Here is an 18,320-nt window from a genome sequence, read left to right as displayed (position 1 = left end):
ATACAAGTAGGTCGGGTAAGGCGAAGCCGCCACCCGACACAACACGCTACTCAGAACGTCTCCCAGTTATCCCCGGACACCGTTGCCGCTGGACGCAACGGTGAGCTCTTCGCCACTGGAGCAGACATTACCGCGCGGCCCGGCTTTGCCCCGCTCAGACGAAATGCGCCGACCGCCTCGGTCAGACGCGCGCCCTGTTCTTCCAGAGACGCCGCCGCGGCGGAGGCTTCTTCCACCAGCGAGGCGTTCTGCTGGGTGACCTTATCCATCTCAGAAATCGCCTGGCTGACCTGCACGATACCGCGGCTCTGCTCATCGGACGCGGCGGCGATCTCCAGCATGATATCGGTCACGCGCTTAACCGCATCGACGATTTCATTCATGGTGTGACCCGCGGCGACAACTTCACCGGAGCCCTGGTCGATCAGAGAAACCGATTCGTTGATCAGGCTTTCAATCTCTTTTGCGGCATTTGCACTGCGGCTTGCCAGGGTACGGACTTCGCTTGCCACCACGGCAAACCCTCGCCCTTGCTCGCCCGCACGCGCCGCTTCTACCGCGGCGTTAAGCGCCAGAATATTGGTCTGGAACGCAATGCTGTTAATCACGGCGGTAATCTCAGAGATCTTCTTCGAACTGGTGGAGATATTGCCCATGGTTTTAACCACGCCGGAGACCATCTGACCGCCGCGGCTGGCTTTGCCGGAGGCATCTTCCGCCAGCTTGCTGGCATGATGCGCGTTATCGGCGTTCTGTTTCACCGTTGCGGTCAGTTGCTCCATGCTCGCGGCGGTTTGCTCAATCGCCGCAGCCTGCTGCTCGGTGCGCGAAGAGAGATCGGTGTTACCGGCAGAAATCTCGCTGGTGCCGCGGTAGATTTCCTCTGCACCCTGACGTACGGTGCCCACGGTGTTTTCAAGCGAGTGCTGCATGGTTTGCAGATCGCGCGTCAGGCGGCCAATTTCGCTGCGCCCGGCTACATCGTCCGGCATCGTCAGGTCGCCTTTGGCGATATTTTCGATGCGTTTCGCGGCACGCTGCAGCGGGTTGATTACCGTGCGACGCAGCACAACAAAGGTCATCGCTGTCAGCACCAGCGCCAGCGCAAACGCGCCCACCATAAACATCAGACCCAATTGCGTGCGGCTGTGAGCCTGTGCCGTCAGCGCACTGGCGCGGTCGGTACGGATCTTGATCGCCTTCAGCAGCACGGCGTTATAAGCCTCGTCCAGCGGGCGTGCCGTTTCGTTTTCGTGGTTGATAATCGCTTCGAACATGCCGTTTTTGGCAAATTTGACCATCGGCATAAGACCCGCGATGTAGGCGTCGTAGCGCGCTTTCAGGTCAGCATCCAGCGCTTCGTCGGCAGACGTGCACACTGCACGGTTCATGTAGGCGGTAAAGCTATCCTGGGACTGCTTAATCCGCGTTTCCGCCTCGGCGATGTTCTGCTTCATGGCATCCATTTCCGCGATACGACTTGCCGCACCGGCGTGGATCATATTAATACGCGCGGTTCGCAGATGGTTTGAGCTATTCGACAGCCCCATACGCACCTGAATTTCGGATGTGACATCCTGCTGGTCGCGATCGGCCTGCAGCAGGAAATAACCCGCCAGACCCGAGCTCAAGGCAAAGAGCAGAATAATGCCACCGAGAATGGAGGAAAACAGCGGAACCAGCCTGATGTGATGCAAGAAGCTCAGCTTGCGCTGCGCCGGCATCGAAGTAGTGTTGTCCATGACCGTCGACTCTCTTGTAGGTAAGATGCGTAAAAACACGCCTGTCAGATAGTCATCGGCACGGTTGGGATTTAGATTACGGCTAAAAACGCCGCACTGGTCACACTTTAGAGAAGATTATTAAAGAAACGCCAGCGGCTAAAAACCGCTGGCAGAAGAGTTACTTGTCGCCGAAATGAATGACGGTGCGGATGGATTTTCCTTCGTGCATCAGATCGAACGCATCGTTGATCTGCTCAAGCGGTAAACGGTGGGTAATGAACGGATCGAGCTGAATCTTTCCGACCATGGCATCTTCAACCATCCCCGGAAGCTGGGTACGCCCCTTCACGCCGCCAAAGGCGGAACCGCGCCATACGCGTCCGGTGACCAGCTGGAATGGACGGGTTTTGATCTCCTGACCCGCACCGGCCACGCCAATGATGATGCTCTCGCCCCAGCCCTTGTGGCAGCACTCCAGCGCGGAACGCATCACGTTAACGTTGCCGATACACTCGAAGCTGAAGTCAACGCCACCGTCGGTCATCTCAACAATGACATCCTGAACCGGTTTCTCGTGATCTTTCGGGTTCACGAAGTCGGTCGCGCCCATTTCACCCGCCAGTTTGAATTTCTCCGGGTTGGTGTCGACCGCGATGATACGACCTGCCTTCGCCTGGACCGCGCCCTGAATGACCGCCAGACCAATGCCACCGAGACCGAACACCGCCACGGTGTCACCCTCTTTGACTTTTGCCGTGTTGTGCACCGCACCAATGCCGGTGGTTACGCCGCAGCCCAGCAGGCAGACTTTATCCAGCGGCGCCTGCGGGTTCACCTTCGCCAGCGAGATCTCCGCGCAAACGGTGTATTCACTGAAGGTGCTGGTGCCCATATAGTGATAAACAGGCTCGCCGTTGTATGAGAAACGGGTAGTACCGTCCGGCATCAGCCCTTTCCCCTGGGTGGCGCGAACCGCCTGGCAGAGGTTGGTCTTGCCGGATTTACAGAACTTACACTCGCCGCATTCCGCCGTGTACAGCGGGATCACGTGATCGCCGGGTTTCAGGCTGGTCACGCCCTCGCCCACTTCCACCACAACACCGCCCCCTTCATGGCCCAGCACCGCCGGGAAGACGCCTTCCGGATCGTCGCCCGACAGCGTAAACGCATCGGTATGACATACCCCGGTATGGGTGATTTTAATCAGCACTTCACCTTTCTTAGGCGGTGCCACGTCGATTTCAACGATTTTGAGCGGCTGGCCGGGACCAAATGCAACTGCAGCGCGAGATTTCATATTGTCTTCCCTTATTGTGAGGTGTGTGGGTTTATTTTAGATAAGAGCGCAGTAAATGGCCGACTTCTGCCATGCGTACGGCTCGCTGATCCGGCGTTGTTTCCCCCGCCACCAGCTCGTCTTTGAGGTGAATTTCAACCATTTCGCCCATCAGGCCATTAGCTGCCCCACGCACGGCGGCAATTTGCTGCAGAATGGCCAGACAGGGTTCGCCCGACTCCAGCGCACGCTCAAGGGCATCAACCTGGCCCCGAATGCGACGGACGCGAGTAAGGATACGTTTTTTATCTGCGGGTGAATGCGGCATACGCCCTCCTGATACTATAGGGGGGTATTGTATGTTTTAAAGCAGCCTCATGTAAACATTACGTTTTCTATGGTTATCAGTCTGCTATTCAATATGGTCAAAAGGCACTATCGGAGAGAGGTTTATCTGACATGCAATTTCATGCGCTGTGGGGGGTGTTAAAAATCAAGGAGCGAAATTAATAGAACCAGTGGAATTCAAATCCCACACTGGTTTGGCATTGTACGTTTTTAATTGGTTTCATATTTTTAAGAAAAAAATATGTTAGCCGCCATCGGTCCACTGAGTCCGTTTATGCGATAAAATTCAACACGAACGCCTGGCTCTAACGATTGATTTTCACTGTTATTTAATGCGGAGATATGTAGAACAACATCTTTTCGGCCATCTGATGGGATGATAAAACCTTTTCCACTCTTGAAGTCAAAACTTTTGACAATTCCTGTCATTTTACGAGACAAATAATTTCCTTGTAGTAATCTAGTCTCAACTATACAGGAAATATTTATTTTAGCTAATCATCTTTAAAAGGCCGCCCAGACGGCTAAAATAAAAATTGCTTATTGACGCTATTCGTGCCTTAATGCTTTAGTTAGTTCGATGCAATACCGAATGAAAATATTTTGCAAGTCAGTCCTCATAACCAGGCGCTATCGCTGATATCCCCTCCTTTTGAGTCCATACGTTTTAGTCCTTCCTTATCATTTTAATAGCATTTAAAAGGAGTATTTATGTCTTCAAGAATTCAAGGTTTGGTTAAGTGGTTTAATGAAGGTAAAGGATTTGGTTTTATCTCCCCGCTTGATGGCAGTAAAGATGTTTTTGTTCATTTCTCTGCACTCCAGGGAGATGACTTTAAGACGCTGTTTGAAGGTCAGAAAGTCGAATTTGCTATTCTAAGCGGCGATAAAGGTCCTGCAGCTTCAAATGTAATACTTTTAGATAGATTATAGTACAAATTAGGCAACCTCCAAAAGCATCACTTCCTTGCCTTCATGACAAGAAGATAACTTGTTGCCAAAAAAAATAAATATATTCAATAATTTTTCTTTCTGACAACTAACAGATTCAGAAGCGTTGAGTAGATTTAAACAAAGCATTGCAATACGGGCAGACAAGTTGAGCACCCTTTTGCACGCGATTAAAACTATGTTCTGAATCTTTAGAACAATTTGGGCATGGACATTTGACTAAATGATTTCGACGGAATTGTGTATTTTTACGTCCAGACATAGGCTTCTCCTGATTTTAAGGACTGCCACAATACACGTTCCAGCAAAGAAATGCTTGCTTTAATTTTTCTAAAGGGTTCAAAAATGACAAAGTAATGCACTCTATTAGCAAGTATTACTTTGGAAATCCCCAAAAATACAGGGTGGTCTATGAAGAATGTAATCGTTTTTTTCAACGGAAAACCGAGTAAACTTGTCACTGTACTGCAAGGAACGACGTCTGTAAGGCAGGAGTATCCGAACGGTGAAGAAATACACCTTCAGATAATGTCTGCGGGTTTCCCATCGTTAACCGGAGATCACAACTTTGTCTATGTAGCTTCTGACAGTGAACTCACCTCTAAGAAGATACTTGATGCGGCAAAAATCCATATGTGACAGGCTGTGCCGGCTACAACGCAGTCAGTAAAGTGCTATTTATATGTGATTTATTTTTTGAATTAGAATAACAACAATGACTCACTATTAAAGCCTGCAAAATGCAGGCATTTTTTTACAGATAGCCCACCCAAGACACATCATTATAAAATGACAACACCAAATAAATTCTCGTGGTTAAGGAACTAACGCAAAAATAAAAAGTCAAATAAACTATCTGAATAGAAAAAGGTGATTTCATGTCATCTTATATTATCGTAACTAGCGTCGCCGTAGTTATGGGGTTGATAATGTTGAGTCTAATTAAGGTTTGGATCAGCACTTCGAACAACCCTGACAATCTTTGACGCCGCCGTAACCCATTGCTGGCATTGTGTATCGCACGCTATGCCCAGCGTGGGGAATCAGCGGCAACCCACCTCGTCTTCCAGGTCACGACTCTGCATGCACATCTGCTAAAGCCTCAAACCAGACTACCCTCCCCATTCAAATGGGTATTAGCCTTTAAAAGCAAAAAACTCAAACAAACCTTTAGAGAAAAGCCACTTACTCTGACGAAGGTTCCCGGGTAGTCTTCAGAAACATGATGAGACAAGTAGTGAATGAAAAAATCACAGTACCTATATTGCAGATAAACCAACATGCGGAGATAAAATGTTATTAGTTTTTTCGATGTTTATATTTTCACTGACGCTTTCTTTTTCACCTGGTCCCGTTAACATGGTGATTATATCGTCAGGAGCCGTTAATGGTTTTAGAAAGACATTCTCATTTGTATCAGGTGCAACAACAGGGTTTACGTTATTACTTTTCTTAGTGTGTTTCGGGTTTTACGCCGCAATCGAAAAACATCCTCTGTTCTTTCAGTATCTCAATATTGCAGGTTCATTATTTATCATGTACCTGGCCTATAAGATAGCGGCATCCCGGCCAGATATGTCATTATCAAAAACAGATTCACCCGGTTTCATTCAGGGTTTCTTAATGCAATGGATCAACCCAAAAGCATGGACCGCGTGCGCCTCGGGGGCCGCTATGTTTTCTGAACCCTCAAACCCTGCGACAGTACTCGTCTTTATAATCATCTATTTTTTAGTGTGTTACCTGTCACTTTCTGCATGGGCGCTGCTGGGAGAAAAGGTGTCGGTGCTACTCAGTAGCACGCAACGTATCCGTACGTTTAACGTATTGATGGGCGGGCTGTTGCTTATTACGGCGTGTTACATGCTCTCTTTACAGTTCTTAAGCCATTCATAACGTGTGAAACTCAACTGAGTTATACATATCATTAATCAATTTGTAGGCAATACTGCTGGTCGAAATATTTGAAGGCCATACGGCATAGACTTTCAGCGGTTCTAATGACCAACCAGGGAGTAAAGCCTGCATTTCTCCGCGCTTAACGTCCTCTTCGCTTAAATAGCGAGGAGGTGCCGCGAGGCCAATTTGCTGCTTTGCGAGGGAATAGGCGGCTTCGACATTATCAACATACACGGTGGGTGTATATATTACGACGGCAACTTCCCCATTTTCATGCCGGAATTCCCGCTTATTCTGCCTCATATTGAGTCCAATCCACGGCAGTTGCGCTAAGTCATCAGGATGTTTAATTGGGGGATAATGGCTGAGCAAATCCCGGGAGGCAACTAACTGCCGGGGCAGCACAAAAAGATGCCGCGCTTTAAGTGAGCTGTCCGGAAGTTCGCCGATTCGAAACGCAACATCAATACCGTCAGCAATAATATCTCTGCGCGTATCGCTGTAAGAAATATTCAGTAAAATACCCGGGTGCTTTTTTATAAAAGTGGCCAGATGACGAGTAAACGCGCTGTTCAGAAATACGGCTGGAATAGAAATATGCAGCTTATTCGCCGTTGAAATCGAACGCTGCTTAAATTCAATAACCCCCTGCTCATACAGCGCCAGCATCGATTTGGCCGTTTCCAGCAAATTAACGCCGTCGTGAGTGAGAGAGAGTTTACGGGTGTTTCTGTACAGCAGCGCGCAGCCAAGATTTTTTTCAAGCTTAGATAAATGCGTGCTTGCCGTTGCTGTCGTAAGCCCTAAAGCCTCTGCCCCGCCTGAAATGGATCCTGCCTCAGCAATCTTTGCAAACACTATCAGATAACGGATGTCATCAATCATTTATCGTCCTGTTACAACGGCGTTCCTGCGAACCATTAATTTAATCATAGGGTTACGATAGCCGATTTTCCTCCCCGGTCGCATCTCTTTTTAACGAGAGCACTTGCGTCCCCCTACCAAATTTAGTGTAAAACAATAAATGTTTATTGTTAAACGATAAGCACCAGGCTAGCCTGCACACACTTCAACGTACCTTTGCCAGGAGAGGCATCGAATGAACAGAAGTCTGCTGTATGGCGTTTCGCTCGCGGGGATGGCGCTTTGCGCCCCTTTACACAGTGCGGAGCTGTCCGGTTATGCGGGTCTGGGTGTCGCGGTCAGTCCCGTTTATTCGGGATCGCGGCACTCCGCGCCCGGGCCGCTACTTAAAGGCGGTCTGAGCCTGAAGAGTAAAGACTGGGGGCAATGGGATCTCTCCACGGAGGGGCTGGTGTGGACGTTTCAACCCGACTCCCCGTTTGCCGTGAGTTTGCTGCTGGCCTCAGATGAGGGGCGCAAAGAGATAATTAATTACCCCCTCTCCGCCAGAAAAAATCGTGACCTGCAGGGAATGGGCGATCTGTCCGACATGCTGATGGCGGGCGGGGAGCTGCGTTATCAACGTGGGGACTGGGGGCTCTGGCTGCGCGCATTAAGCGCAACGCAAACACACCGGTACGGTGGCGAGACGCAGCCCCTGGCGAGGACCGTGAACGGCGGCGTAAAGACTATCCTCTGGCGCGGGCAGCACGTCGAATTTTCGGTCGCTGGTGATATCACCTGGGCGAACAGCGGCTATCAGCAGCGCCACTATGGGGTCACCGTTAGCCAGTCTCAGCGCACTGATTTTGAGGCATATTCCCCTTCATCGGGTTTACAGGAAGGAGGAGTCGTTAGCGAACTGGTCTGGCACATCAGTGAAAACCTGACGGCTGGAGTCGCTGGTCGCGCGGCCTGTCTGCTCGATGAAGCGGCTAAGAGCCCGCTGGTAAAAAGCAGAATGCAGTACACCCTCTCATCAATGATCCAGTATCAATTCTGAGGCGCAACCATGAGCAAACAATATGTGCGCAGCCGTACGAGATTGTTAGCCGCAGGAACGGTTTTTATGTCGCTGATTGCCGCAGGCATCTACCTGCAGCCGGGGTTCAGTAAACCCTCTCCACGCCTGGCGGGAGATGCAACGGTCGTCTCGTTCTTAACGCCCCTCCTCAGCGGCGCGCGAGGCAGCGTTGCCGCCGCCGTCATCACCCCGAAAGGCGTGCAGTACGCCCTGTGGGACAGTGATTTCACAAAACAGTATGAAATCGCCAGCCTGACCAAAACCATGACCGGCAGCCTGCTGATTGAGGCGCAGCGACGCGGTGAAGTGACCCCGCAAACCCGCGTCGGCGAACTCATCCCGGAGATAGCAGGCCCGGCGAGCAATATTACCCTTGCGCAGCTGGCATCGCACCGCTCCGGTCTGCCGCCGCTGGCGACGTCGTTACTTCAGAAAATTCAGGTACTTAAGACCATCATCCTGCGTGACAATTTCTGGAGCTTCGGGGAGAAGACGTTAATAGAGATGGTGAATAAAGCCAGCCTCGAACGCCCCGCCGGATTTGACTACTCTAACACCGGCTACGCGCTGCTGGGACTGGCGCTGGCACGCGCAGCGCATCAACCCTTTACCCAGCTTCTGCAAACGCGGCTTTTCGCCCAGGCGCACATGACAAATTCCCTCGTCGCCGGTGATTCAACACCTGCCTCGCCCGCGTTCAGCCAGGGCGCTACCGCATCAGGTTTCAGCGAAGCGCCGTGGATAATGCACGCATTTGCGCCTGCCGGTGGCGTGCGTTCGACCATTGTCGATATGGCCAATTATGCTCAGTCGCTACTGTCCGGAGAGCTCGCCGGGAGCGACGCGATGATGCCGCAGTTTCCGACTGACGACCCCGATTCACGCGTGGGCTATGGCTGGTTCACCACGCGCATTAAGGGGCGCGATATCACCTGGCATGATGGTGAGTCGTCGGGGTTCGCAGCCGCTATCGCCTTCGACCGACAGCGACAAAGCGCCGTGGTGATCCTCTCCGACACCGCGTGGCCGGTGATTGTCCCGGCAATACGACTGTTATTAACGCAGCCAGATAATGCAGCAGAGGTACATCATGAACTGGATTGATATCCTCTGGGCGATACTGACCTTTGCCTCGGCTCTGCTGTTTGTGTGCGGAACGTGGGCCGCGCATTATAAGCTTCGGCTGGTCAACACGATGCTGACCGTCGGAATTATTCTGTATTGCATGGAAATGATGCAGACAATTACCCATCTGAGCAGTTCGGGTTACTTATTCAGAATGCTTACCTGGGTCATTCAGGCGTCATATCTTGCCGTTAGCGTGTATCACGCGTGGTCAAAACCCTGGATGAAACACGGTGCTAACTCTCTGAACGGCGTCAAGATTGCTATCGCGCTGATGCTTATGTCATGCTTGAGCATGCTGGTCTTAAAATAATATGAAATATTCAGGAAGGTTTAACGTGAACGGTGCGAGGAATAAACTCAGTCTGGTGCTCATTGCAGGGTTGCTACCGCTATTTCTCATCCTGGTATTAATCGTCCCCCTGTGGATCTATTTCACCGGTGAGTCGCTTTTTATTTCCACTATGCTTACGTTCGCCGAGGTTAAGAATGACACTCTGCAAATAACGACGGTGTCGCCGCTTCGCCAGCTACTCTTGCTGGCGATCCTTTATCTTCCTGCCGGTCTTTTTGCCTTTGCTATCTGGCAGGGAATGAGCGTCACGCGTCAGGTGCGTCAAAAACAGATCCTCTCCCGACCACTGGCAAACAGCGTGCGTAAAATTGCCATCGCAATGCTAAGCCTTGGCATCGCGCTGCCGGTGTCGCGCTTTTTGATCCCGCTGACGATCGCGTGGCCGGGACATTACTACCAGGTCACCCTTTTGCTGGGGGATTTTGTACTGTTATTAACAGGCGGCTTGCTGCTGGTGACGTTTCACTCCCTGGTCGAAGGGATCAAAGCGGAAGAAGAAAATAAGGAGTTCATCTGATTATGGCTGTTGTGGTTCATCTGGACAAAATGCTGGTAGAGAAGAAAATGACGTCCAGAGCGCTGGCAGCCTTTGTGGGGATCACGGAGCAAAACCTGTCGCTGCTCAAGTCCGGAAAGGTGAAAGGGATACGTTTTGATACGCTGGCCAAAATTTGCGAGGCGCTGCAGTGTCAACCCGGCGATATCCTCTCCTGGGAGCCGGATAGCCCGGAATGAAGCCCTTGCGCCAGCGTTTGCAGCTCCTCTTTAAGCCAGCGGGTCGCGCCCCGCTGGCCGCTGCGTTTATGCGAGTAAATTTTCACTTCAAACCTGCGTATCGGGAACGGTAACGCAAATATCCTGAGATCCGCTGCCGCAGTCAGTTTCTCAGCGGCATACCTGGGGATGGCCATCAGCAGGTCACTTTCCGCTACGATAAACGGTGCGCTGAGCATCGATGGCGTTTTGATCGCGATTTGCCGGGTATAGCCCAGTTGTTCGAGCCGCACATCCAGAACGCCCTGCTTTTCATTCCACGGCGTCACCACCAGGTGCCGGGCCGCGAGATAATCTTCCAGCGTCAGCCGCGTCCGGCTTGCGTTGCTGATGACCACATACTCATCTTCAAACCAGCCGATCTCTTCCAGTTCTGGATGGCGGAAATCATCCGGCGTGCTGAAACCCAGCGCCAGATCCACCTCGCCCGCCAGCAGTTCCGTCAGCGCCGGGCTGTGCGGCAGGTAGCGCAATTCAAAACATAAACCCGGGGCAGCAAGCTGCAGCTTGTGCATCAGGGCCGGAAAAATGCAAAGCGCGGTAAAATCCGTAATCGCAATCTGTAAGCTCTCGGTGCTGCTGGCCGCGTCAAACTCCGGCTGCGGGGTCAGCTCATGATTAAGGAACGACAGTGCGGAAGCAATGGAAGGCGCGAGCTGAGAGGCATACACGCTGGGGGACATGCGATGCCCTTCCCGAAAAAATAGCGGGTCATTCAGGGTGGCGCGCAAACGCGATAGTGCATGGCTGAGCGCCGATGTGCTCATCGCCAGCTCATCAGCGGCCAGCCTAACGGAACGGTGGCGGTAAATCGCGTCGAAAACGGGCAGCAGGTTTAAATCAAGCCGCCTCAGTGCCGGATGCATAATATTCATCATTTGTTGATTTCATTGCACTTAATTCTTCGAACAATACTCCGTATGCTTAACGCCATCAATCGAAACACACGCTAAAAACAGGAACCACAATGAGCATCACCATTCGTCAGGCCCGCCCCGAAGATGCGGCGGCCATTTACGCCATGATTTATGAACTGGCGGTGTATGAAAAAGCGCCGGAAGAAGTGGTTACCACGCCGGAGGAGATCCGCCAAACGCTCTTTGGCGCAGGCACTAAAACCGAAGCGTTGATCGCGGAGTTTGCAGGTAAGATCGCCGGCTATGCCGTGTTCTTCACCAGCTATTCTACCTGGCTTGGACGCAACGGGATTTATATGGAAGACCTGTACATATCCCCGGAGTATCGCGGTAAAGGCGCGGGCAGAGCGCTGCTGAAACATATCGCGCAGCTCGCGGTAACGCGGCAGTGCGGACGCCTTGAATGGAGCGTGCTCGACTGGAACCAGCCCGCCATCGACTTTTACCTGAGCATTGGCGCGCTGCCGCAGTCCGAATGGGTTCGCTATCGTCTTGATGGCGAAGCGCTGCTGAAATTTGCCGAATAACGGGTTAGCGGCATAGAGATATATCCGAAAACCACCGTATCGGATGCCGAAATTAGCCTTTCATCTCTCATATCGGCAAAGAGCGGCTATCCTTTAATTATCAACAAAAGGAGGCAAAAATGTCTGATTTCGGTACTGATAAAAACACCCAGTTTGCTGAAGACAAAGCAAAAAATAAACTTGATGAACTTGCAGGCTCAGCGCAGCAGCAGTTTGGTGAATTCGTTGATTCACCGAAGCACCAGGTCAAAGGCGCGGCTAAAAAATATGCCGCACAGGCCAGCGATGCCGTTTCCGACGTCACTGAAGCTGTCAGAAATAACCCCCTCACCGGCCTCGTCGCAGCGGGTGCGGTCGGTATTGTTCTCGGCCTGTTGCTGGGTCGAAAATAATAAAAGGCCCTTCGGGGCTTTATTTTTTCTTAACTAAACAACCTGACCATGCGGTCTAACTCCTCCTCTTTTACAGCTTGCGATAAATAATACCCCTGAAAGTTTTTGACACCCAGCGCGACTAATTTCTCAAACTTTTCTTCACTATCAACCCCCTCCGCTATACAGTCCGTACCGGTCATGTCGCTATAAAGCTGTATCGCTTTAATCAAGTTATAGTCATTGTCGTTTGCCACAAAATGCTCAACGATGTCCCGATCCAGCTTGAGTCCATCAAAATGCACCTGCCGCACCGGGAACATGGTTTGATGATTAGAGAAACAGTCATCCAGAAACAATCGACACCCCGTATTACGTAACTGCCGCATGGTTTCAGGGATCCTTTTGTCCTTTGTCACGTCAATATCTTCTGCAAACTCAAAGACCAGCTTTTCGGCCCATTGCGGTTTGAGCAGCATACCGATAGCTTTCCTTGCCATATCAGGTAATGCATTCCCTGAGGCCAGAACAGCTGGAATATTCACTGAAAAATAGTATTTCCCATTATATTTATTAATCCCCGAAACGGCGGCATGAATGACTAACGCCGTTATTTTTAACCATATTTCGTGATTTGAGATATCTGTGAGGAAACTGGCTGGCTTGACAATTTTACCGTTTTTATCCCAACGAATCAGTATTTCAAAACCTACACCTTTCTTGTCACGGTCGGTAATAATCTGATAGGAAGGGAAGATCTCTTTTTTAAGTAGCGCATTTAATATTTCTGTTTCCTTATCCGTGAACTCTGTCTTTTGACACTGATGTTTAATACCCCCTTCGGCTTTAAAATTATGCGGATCGTGTAGCCATTGTTTAATCAAGCGTAATTTCATCACGCCTTCCTTGCGGTGAGTATAAACCGTTTTATTAGAAAGCCCCATTACGTCACACATTTCTTTTACGGACATGCCGCGGTAGAAACTTAATAAAACGTCAATCTCTCTTTTTGTTAGCCACTTTACGTTTTCTTGCGAAGAATTATCCCTGCAGCGATCGCGTAATAAGTACGAACGATCCTTAAAAACGTTATGTTGCGTATGAGAACAGGTTATGACATCTGAAACGCGGGCAATACGAATCAATGATAATTGATAGCTATTATTTAAAAGACTGCCTAGGGTGCGATACAACCAGCCATCCGGAATGTCACCGTACAGGGTGACGCATCGAATAACGGGAAGAGTATTGAGCACGGATGCCAGCCGCTTCAGGGTTTCCAGGAGATTGACGATACCTTTTCCGAGAAACGCTACAATATGAGAACTTTGATTTATAAGGATATTTCCCACATCCTGTTGGGATACCTCATCCCCCTCAAAGTGAATATGCGAGACCTGTATTCCGTACTTGCTAAGGATCTCACGATATCCCAGGAATGTGAACGCGCAGGCTGAAACGACAAATTTTTGTTCATCGCACGCCCCATTTCTCAGAGAAATTTTGTGGGTCATAACCTGCTCCTGGGCACTGAAGCGCCATTTCCATTTGTGAATGCGTAAAATTTAACGCACCCGTTTTAAACATTAATTTTACAGTACAGCTTCAGGCTAAGAAATAGTTATCAGCCTAATTCACAGGAACATCTTTGCGTTAATCACCGACGTTTAAATATACTTTTCTTTGCAAATACCAACGGCAAACACCTCATTCTCAGGGTATAATATGAGTTCCGAAAAAGAAGACTAAACACTTCATCTATCGGCTCATTTAAATACGAGAAAAATGCTATGGATAATCACGTCTCATCCAGGGCCTTGCTACATCGAAGGGATGTTATAAAGAACAATCCGCGATTCGGTGAGGCAATATTAGAGCACTACACAATTAATGACACCATCTACAAAAAACAACCTCTGTTCTACAAAACAATGCTACAGGAATCACGATTTAACATTATTCTCTCCATGTGCTGTTTTATTTTTGGAAATCAGGCCGAGTCAGTTTCAGAGATTAAAGCGTTATGTTCTCGCTATAAGATAGCCAGCCCCAACAGCGTTATTGCGATCATTACGATACTCAGAACCACAGGACGCATCAAGACCTGGCGGTGCACGGAAGACAGACGCAAAACAAAAATCGCACCAACCGAAAAAGGTTTGAATGAACTAAAGCGATATATGTCTGGCGCATTTTTGCCGGTCAGCATTCTTTATCCTAAATTTAATATCAATGTTAACTTACTGGATAATGATGTATTGAGAAATAACTTTTTCCGCCGTGCGGCTGAGTATCTTTTTCGGGGATTAACGTTCAGAAAGGTTTTGCCAGAAGTGGGATTATTTATCGATAAGGATGGCGGCCGCATGATTATGCTTTATATTTATCTGCAGGCCATGAAAAACAAATCGGCTAACGGTGCAGTCATTGCGTATTCAGCCAACTCGCTCGCAAAAGAATTTTTTGTTTCACGCATTCACGTCAACCGAATTATCAAAATGGCACAGGAGGCGGGTTATCTGAAAGATCGCGGTGATGGTCGGATGTCGGTATACCCGGCATTTCTCGAACTGGTCGAAAATTATGCCGGGTTATATTTTGCATACGTCACGCATTACATCAATGTTGTACCTAAAGAGCGACGCCATGCTCATCACGTGACGTCAACGGTATAATCCAGCAGGCGTTCGGCATCCCGAACGCCGTTTACCTATCTTTCCCGCAGCGCCTCTTTGGCCTTGTTCAGCGGCTTCAACAGATAATCCAGAATAGTTTTGCTGCCGGTTTTAATATCAACAGTGGCAATCATGCCCGGAAAGACCGGAAATTCCTGACCTTGCTTATTGGTCAGATGGTTACTGTCGGTACGAATATAAACGCGATAGTAGTAGACATCCCTTTTCACCTCATCCTGCAGGGTGTCCGGCGAAATCATGGTCACTTCCCCTTCCAGCCCGCCGTAAATCGAGTAGTCATAGGCCGTAATTTTCACCAGCGCTTTCTGGCCAGGATGGATAAACGCCACGTCGCGCGGCGAAATTTTCGCCTCCACCACCATCTGGTCGTCTAACGGGACCAGGCTCATCAGCTTGCCGTTCGGCGGGATAACGCCTCCCACGGTGGTGACGTCAATATCCTTCACGATCCCGCGAACCGGAGCATTGAAGGTCAGTCGGGTCAGGGAGTCCTCACGCCCTTTCATCACCGAACGCTGGGCTTCAATCTCCGCATTAGCTTTCGCCAGCTCTTCACGGGCGCGAACGTAATACTGGTTTTTCATCTCGGTGATTTTATTCTCAAGCTCATTTTTTTGACGCTCAAGACGTAACACCTCAACCTTGCTGGCCGCCCCCTGGGTCACCAGCGGACGGGTTAACGACAGCTCGCGCTGCACCAGCTCTGCGCCCTGACGTAAACCGGCCAGCCCTTTTTCGAGGCTTTCACGACGGGACTGATAGAGCGCCGTTTCCTGTTTGACCAGCTCAACGTCGTCATCCAGCTCATCCGGAAACGCGAGTTCCGTGTCGTTCACCTCGGCCTTCAGGCGCGCTGCCGTTGCCAGCGCCGCATTCAGGCGAGACGCACTCTCCAGCACGCTCGACTCGGTTTTTGTCCGGTCAAGCTGCGCAAGCTGCTGGCCGCGTTCAACAATGTCGCCTTCCCGCACCATCAGGCTGTGGATAATGCCGCCTTCCAGGGACTGAATGACCTGTTCATGAGAAGACGGTATGACCTTGCCGCTGCCGGTCGTCACTTCATCAAGATGGAACAGGCTTGCCCAGGCGATAAACACCGCCAGCAGGGCGAAGAGCGACCATGCCACCAGTGACGAGCGCGGCAGGCGGGGCTCCTTCAGTCGGCTATTGAAACGAGACAAATCATTCATGCCGCGCCCTCCTCGGCAACCGCCGCCGGCTTCATGGTCACCGTGCGCTGTGCGCCTTTCTGCGGCGCCATACCGTGCTGATGCAGGATCGCATCGCGCGGGCCGTCCATCACTACCTTGCCGTTTTCCAGCACAATGATACGGTCGACCAAATCCAGAATCGGCAGGCGATGCGTCGCCACGACCAGCGTCCGGCGCTTGCTCAGCCAGGTGTGAAGATGTTGAATAAACTGCTTCTCGCTCATTTCGTCCAGCCAGGCGGTAGGTTCGTCCAGCAGCAGGATATTCGGGGAGGTAATCAGCGCGCGCGCCAGCAGGAGCGCCTGACGCTGACCGCCCGACAGGCCCGTTCCGCCCTCGTTGATGAGGGTGTTCAGCCCCATTTTCTGCTTGCGTACAAACTCCAGCGCGCCGCTGTTGACCAGCGCCTGATGAATTTCATCATCTGTCGCCAGCGGGTTCCCCATCAGGATGTTGTCCCGCACTGAGCCAAAGAACAGCCGGGCCTGCTGGCTAAGCAGCTGCATGTCGCGACGCACATCGGCCGGGTCCAGATGATTGAGGGCAATACCGTCCAGCAGGATGCTCCCTTGCTGCGGCTCCTGCATGCCCGCCAGAAGCTGTAACAGCGTGCTTTTACCGGAGCCATTACGCCCAAGCACCGCCACCCGCTCCCCGGCGCGGATCTGCAGCTTGCTGATGTTGAGCACGGTGAGTTTCTCTTCCTCGTCGTAATAAAACCCGACGTCCTCAAGGCTATAGTCGCCGCGCAGGTGGGCTTTGTGCACCTTCTTGCCGTACTGCGGATCGTCAATCGGACGCTGCATCAGATCGTCCAGCCCCTTGCGGGCCACTTTTGCCGACTGCCAGCGCGAGAGCACGCCTGAGATCTGCGACAGCGGCGCGATAGTGCGCGATGCCAGAATTGAGGTCCCTACCAGCGCACCGGTGGTCATGTCACCGCTGATGACCAGGTAACAGCCGACCAGCAGTACCACCGCATAAACGATTGACTGCACCTCCTGCGTCCACGTCAGCAGCAGGCCCGTCAGCCAGCGCTGCTTCATGCCGACGCTGGCGGCGACGTCGTTGGTGTTATTCCACTGGTTCTGGAAACGCTGCTCGGCACGCATCAGCTTGATGTCTTCAATGCCCTGCACCGCTTCCACCAGCGTGGCGTTACGAATGGCGGATTCACGCATCCCTTCGCTGGAGAGTTTCCCCAGCGGGCGCTGCACCAGCAGGCCGGGGATGAGCAGCAGCGGCACGGCAAGCAGGACCACCAGTACCAGCGGACCGCCAATCATCCAAAGAATAAAAACGAACAGCAGGAAAAACGGCAGATCGGAGATAGCCGCAATGGTGGTGGAGGTGATCAGCTCGCGCACCGACTCCAGCTCGCGGATCTGCGCGATAAACGATCCGGTTGATTTGGAGCGTGCGCCATTTTTGATCCGCAACGCGTGGGCAAAAACGCGTTCAGAGATACGCAGGTCGGCGCGTTTCCCCACCACGTCAGAAATATGCACGCGCAGCATGCGCATGATGAATTCAAACACGATGGCAATCATCACGCCGCCAAACAGCACCCACAGCGTGGCTTCCGACTGCGACGGTACAACCCTGTCGTACACCTGCATGGAGAAGACCATGCCGGAAAGGGCCAGCACGTTGGCAACCAGCGCCACCAGCATAATGTCGCTGTAGCGTCGCCAGTCCTTCAGCGCCAGCTGCCAGAACCAGTTTTTCTCATACGGTTTAATGTAGTCATCCACACGGGCATCCGGCGTGGACTCGAGCGGACGCAGCACCATTAGCCCCTTTAGCCGTGGCCCAAGTTCTTCACGCGTCAGCGTCGTCTCCAGCCCCGCATCGCCGCTAAACTGCAGGCTGACGTTGCCTTCGCTATCCATGCGGTTAATGACCGCGATTTGTCCGCCGGTGAATTCCGCCAGCAGCGGCAGGCGCCACGGATCGAGGGATACCGCTTCAGCCGCCACCATACGCAACCCCAGCCCAAGCTGACGCGCAATCTCCTCCAGCACCAGCTGGCGTGGAGACTGGCTTTCATGGTTAACCGTGACCCGAACATGCTCCGCTGAGAAATCCAGCCGATAGTGTTTCGCGATGATAAGCATGCCCTGCAGCCAGGGTTCGTACTGTGGATGTGTCTTCATAATCTCCGGGTTAACGCAATTCGTGTAAAAGAAACGCCAAAAGGCCGCGAGGATCGCTCCCCG

At 51.4% G+C, this 18,320-nt stretch carries 22 protein-coding genes; 12 read left to right on the top strand and 10 right to left on the bottom strand.

Going from position 1 to position 18,320, the window contains the following annotated elements; all coding sequences use genetic code 11:
- Window positions 1-50: 50 nt before the first annotated feature.
- From E3U32_RS20355 to cspF, 4 genes are all read right to left on the bottom strand, one after another.
- Window positions 51-1,742, bottom strand: coding sequence for a methyl-accepting chemotaxis protein (locus tag E3U32_RS20355; RefSeq protein ID WP_134350234.1), 1,692 nt, complete (start codon window positions 1,740-1,742; stop codon window positions 51-53).
- Window positions 1,743-1,902: 160 nt separating this feature from the next.
- Window positions 1,903-3,021, bottom strand: a complete 1,119-nt coding sequence (locus E3U32_RS20350; RefSeq protein WP_134350233.1) for an S-(hydroxymethyl)glutathione dehydrogenase/class III alcohol dehydrogenase — start codon at window positions 3,019-3,021, stop codon at window positions 1,903-1,905.
- Between the two features lie 31 nt (window positions 3,022-3,052).
- Entirely contained in the window at window positions 3,053-3,328 is a 276-nt protein-coding gene (locus tag E3U32_RS20345) for a metal/formaldehyde-sensitive transcriptional repressor (RefSeq protein ID WP_134350232.1), read from the bottom strand.
- A 248-nt stretch (window positions 3,329-3,576) separates the two neighbouring features.
- Window positions 3,577-3,789, bottom strand: coding sequence for a cold shock-like protein CspF (gene cspF, locus E3U32_RS20340; RefSeq protein ID WP_134350231.1), 213 nt, complete (start codon window positions 3,787-3,789; stop codon window positions 3,577-3,579).
- 270 nt (window positions 3,790-4,059) lie between these two features.
- On the opposite strand from cspF, the gene E3U32_RS20335 reads away from it, so the two are divergent.
- Window positions 4,060-4,281 carry a cold shock domain-containing protein gene (locus E3U32_RS20335; protein WP_134350230.1) on the top strand — a complete coding sequence of 74 codons (222 nt, stop codon included), beginning with the start codon at window positions 4,060-4,062 and terminating at the stop codon, window positions 4,279-4,281.
- A gap of 115 nt (window positions 4,282-4,396) precedes the next feature.
- Here E3U32_RS20335 and E3U32_RS23820 read toward each other — a convergent pair whose 3' ends face one another.
- Complete coding sequence (locus tag E3U32_RS23820; RefSeq protein WP_286164430.1) at window positions 4,397-4,561, bottom strand: YnfU family zinc-binding protein; 165 nt, start codon at window positions 4,559-4,561, stop codon at window positions 4,397-4,399.
- 149 nt (window positions 4,562-4,710) lie between these two features.
- On the opposite strand from E3U32_RS23820, the gene E3U32_RS20330 reads away from it, so the two are divergent.
- The 3 genes from E3U32_RS20330 to E3U32_RS20325 all read left to right on the top strand — a co-directional run bounded on the left by E3U32_RS20330 (window position 4,711) and on the right by E3U32_RS20325 (window position 6,195).
- Window positions 4,711-4,938 (top strand): hypothetical protein, encoded by a 228-nt coding sequence (locus tag E3U32_RS20330; protein WP_134350229.1) that lies wholly within the window; start codon window positions 4,711-4,713, stop codon window positions 4,936-4,938.
- A 239-nt stretch (window positions 4,939-5,177) separates the two neighbouring features.
- Window positions 5,178-5,285: a YnaM/YnfT family protein gene (locus tag E3U32_RS23925; RefSeq protein ID WP_353620398.1), complete on the top strand. Its 108-nt coding sequence runs from the start codon at window positions 5,178-5,180 to the stop codon at window positions 5,283-5,285.
- Window positions 5,286-5,592: 307 nt separating this feature from the next.
- Entirely contained in the window at window positions 5,593-6,195 is a 603-nt protein-coding gene (locus E3U32_RS20325) for a LysE family translocator (protein ID WP_134350228.1), read from the top strand.
- Here E3U32_RS20325 and E3U32_RS20320 read toward each other — a convergent pair.
- Window positions 6,190-7,083: a LysR family transcriptional regulator gene (locus E3U32_RS20320; protein ID WP_134350227.1), complete on the bottom strand. Its 894-nt coding sequence runs from the start codon at window positions 7,081-7,083 to the stop codon at window positions 6,190-6,192. The two genes, E3U32_RS20325 and E3U32_RS20320, sit on opposite strands and share 6 nt — an antisense overlap.
- A 214-nt stretch (window positions 7,084-7,297) precedes the next feature.
- Between E3U32_RS20320 and E3U32_RS20315 the strand changes: the two genes are divergently transcribed.
- Genes E3U32_RS20315 through E3U32_RS20295 form a run of 5 tightly spaced genes read left to right on the top strand, consistent with a single transcriptional unit; the run spans window position 7,298 to window position 10,340 of the window.
- Window positions 7,298-8,104: a MipA/OmpV family protein gene (locus E3U32_RS20315; RefSeq protein WP_134350226.1), complete on the top strand. Its 807-nt coding sequence runs from the start codon at window positions 7,298-7,300 to the stop codon at window positions 8,102-8,104.
- A 9-nt stretch (window positions 8,105-8,113) separates the two neighbouring features.
- On the top strand, window positions 8,114-9,229 hold the full coding sequence (locus tag E3U32_RS20310; RefSeq protein WP_134350225.1) for a serine hydrolase domain-containing protein: 1,116 nt from the start codon (window positions 8,114-8,116) through the stop codon (window positions 9,227-9,229).
- A complete protein-coding gene (locus E3U32_RS20305; protein WP_134350224.1) occupies window positions 9,216-9,563 on the top strand; it encodes a hypothetical protein in 348 nt (115 codons plus the stop codon). Before E3U32_RS20310 ends, E3U32_RS20305 begins: the two co-directional genes overlap by 14 nt.
- Before the next feature lie 25 nt (window positions 9,564-9,588).
- A complete protein-coding gene (locus E3U32_RS20300) occupies window positions 9,589-10,122 on the top strand; it encodes a DUF2975 domain-containing protein (protein ID WP_134350223.1) in 534 nt (177 codons plus the stop codon).
- A gap of 2 nt (window positions 10,123-10,124) precedes the next feature.
- On the top strand, window positions 10,125-10,340 hold the full coding sequence (locus E3U32_RS20295; protein WP_024908393.1) for a helix-turn-helix domain-containing protein: 216 nt from the start codon (window positions 10,125-10,127) through the stop codon (window positions 10,338-10,340).
- On the opposite strand, the gene E3U32_RS20290 is transcribed toward E3U32_RS20295, so the two are convergent.
- Window positions 10,295-11,257 (bottom strand): LysR family transcriptional regulator, encoded by a 963-nt coding sequence (locus E3U32_RS20290; RefSeq protein ID WP_134350222.1) that lies wholly within the window; start codon window positions 11,255-11,257, stop codon window positions 10,295-10,297. The two genes, E3U32_RS20295 and E3U32_RS20290, sit on opposite strands and share 46 nt — an antisense overlap.
- Window positions 11,258-11,346: 89 nt before the next feature.
- Between E3U32_RS20290 and E3U32_RS20285 the strand changes: the two genes are divergently transcribed.
- A complete protein-coding gene (locus E3U32_RS20285; protein ID WP_134350221.1) occupies window positions 11,347-11,823 on the top strand; it encodes a GNAT family N-acetyltransferase in 477 nt (158 codons plus the stop codon).
- Between the two features lie 119 nt (window positions 11,824-11,942).
- Window positions 11,943-12,215: a DUF883 family protein gene (locus E3U32_RS20280; protein WP_047348589.1), complete on the top strand. Its 273-nt coding sequence runs from the start codon at window positions 11,943-11,945 to the stop codon at window positions 12,213-12,215.
- Window positions 12,216-12,244: 29 nt separating this feature from the next.
- Here the strand turns inward: E3U32_RS20280 and E3U32_RS20275 are convergent, their stop codons facing one another.
- The gene (locus E3U32_RS20275; RefSeq protein ID WP_134350220.1) at window positions 12,245-13,708 is read right to left on the bottom strand and encodes an EAL domain-containing protein; all 1,464 of its coding nucleotides are present in this window, start codon (window positions 13,706-13,708) and stop codon (window positions 12,245-12,247) included.
- A gap of 276 nt (window positions 13,709-13,984) precedes the next feature.
- Here E3U32_RS20275 and E3U32_RS20270 point away from each other — a divergent pair, with 276 nt between their 5' ends.
- Window positions 13,985-14,869: a MarR family transcriptional regulator gene (locus tag E3U32_RS20270; protein ID WP_134350219.1), complete on the top strand. Its 885-nt coding sequence runs from the start codon at window positions 13,985-13,987 to the stop codon at window positions 14,867-14,869.
- Window positions 14,870-14,904: 35 nt separating this feature from the next.
- On the opposite strand, the gene E3U32_RS20265 is transcribed toward E3U32_RS20270, so the two are convergent.
- On the bottom strand, window positions 14,905-16,080 hold the full coding sequence (locus E3U32_RS20265) for an HlyD family type I secretion periplasmic adaptor subunit (RefSeq protein ID WP_134350218.1): 1,176 nt from the start codon (window positions 16,078-16,080) through the stop codon (window positions 14,905-14,907).
- Window positions 16,077-18,257 (bottom strand): type I secretion system permease/ATPase, encoded by a 2,181-nt coding sequence (locus E3U32_RS20260; RefSeq protein WP_134350217.1) that lies wholly within the window; start codon window positions 18,255-18,257, stop codon window positions 16,077-16,079. The genes E3U32_RS20265 and E3U32_RS20260 overlap by 4 nt, the downstream gene beginning before the upstream one ends.
- Between the last annotated feature and the right edge of the window lie 63 nt (window positions 18,258-18,320).

The organism is Lelliottia nimipressuralis, assembly GCF_004402045.1.
GTDB classification, from domain to species: domain Bacteria; phylum Pseudomonadota; class Gammaproteobacteria; order Enterobacterales; family Enterobacteriaceae; genus Enterobacter; species Enterobacter chinensis.
The sequence above is the reverse complement of the archived record's forward strand: the minus strand, read 5'-3'. Positions and strand labels throughout refer to the sequence as shown.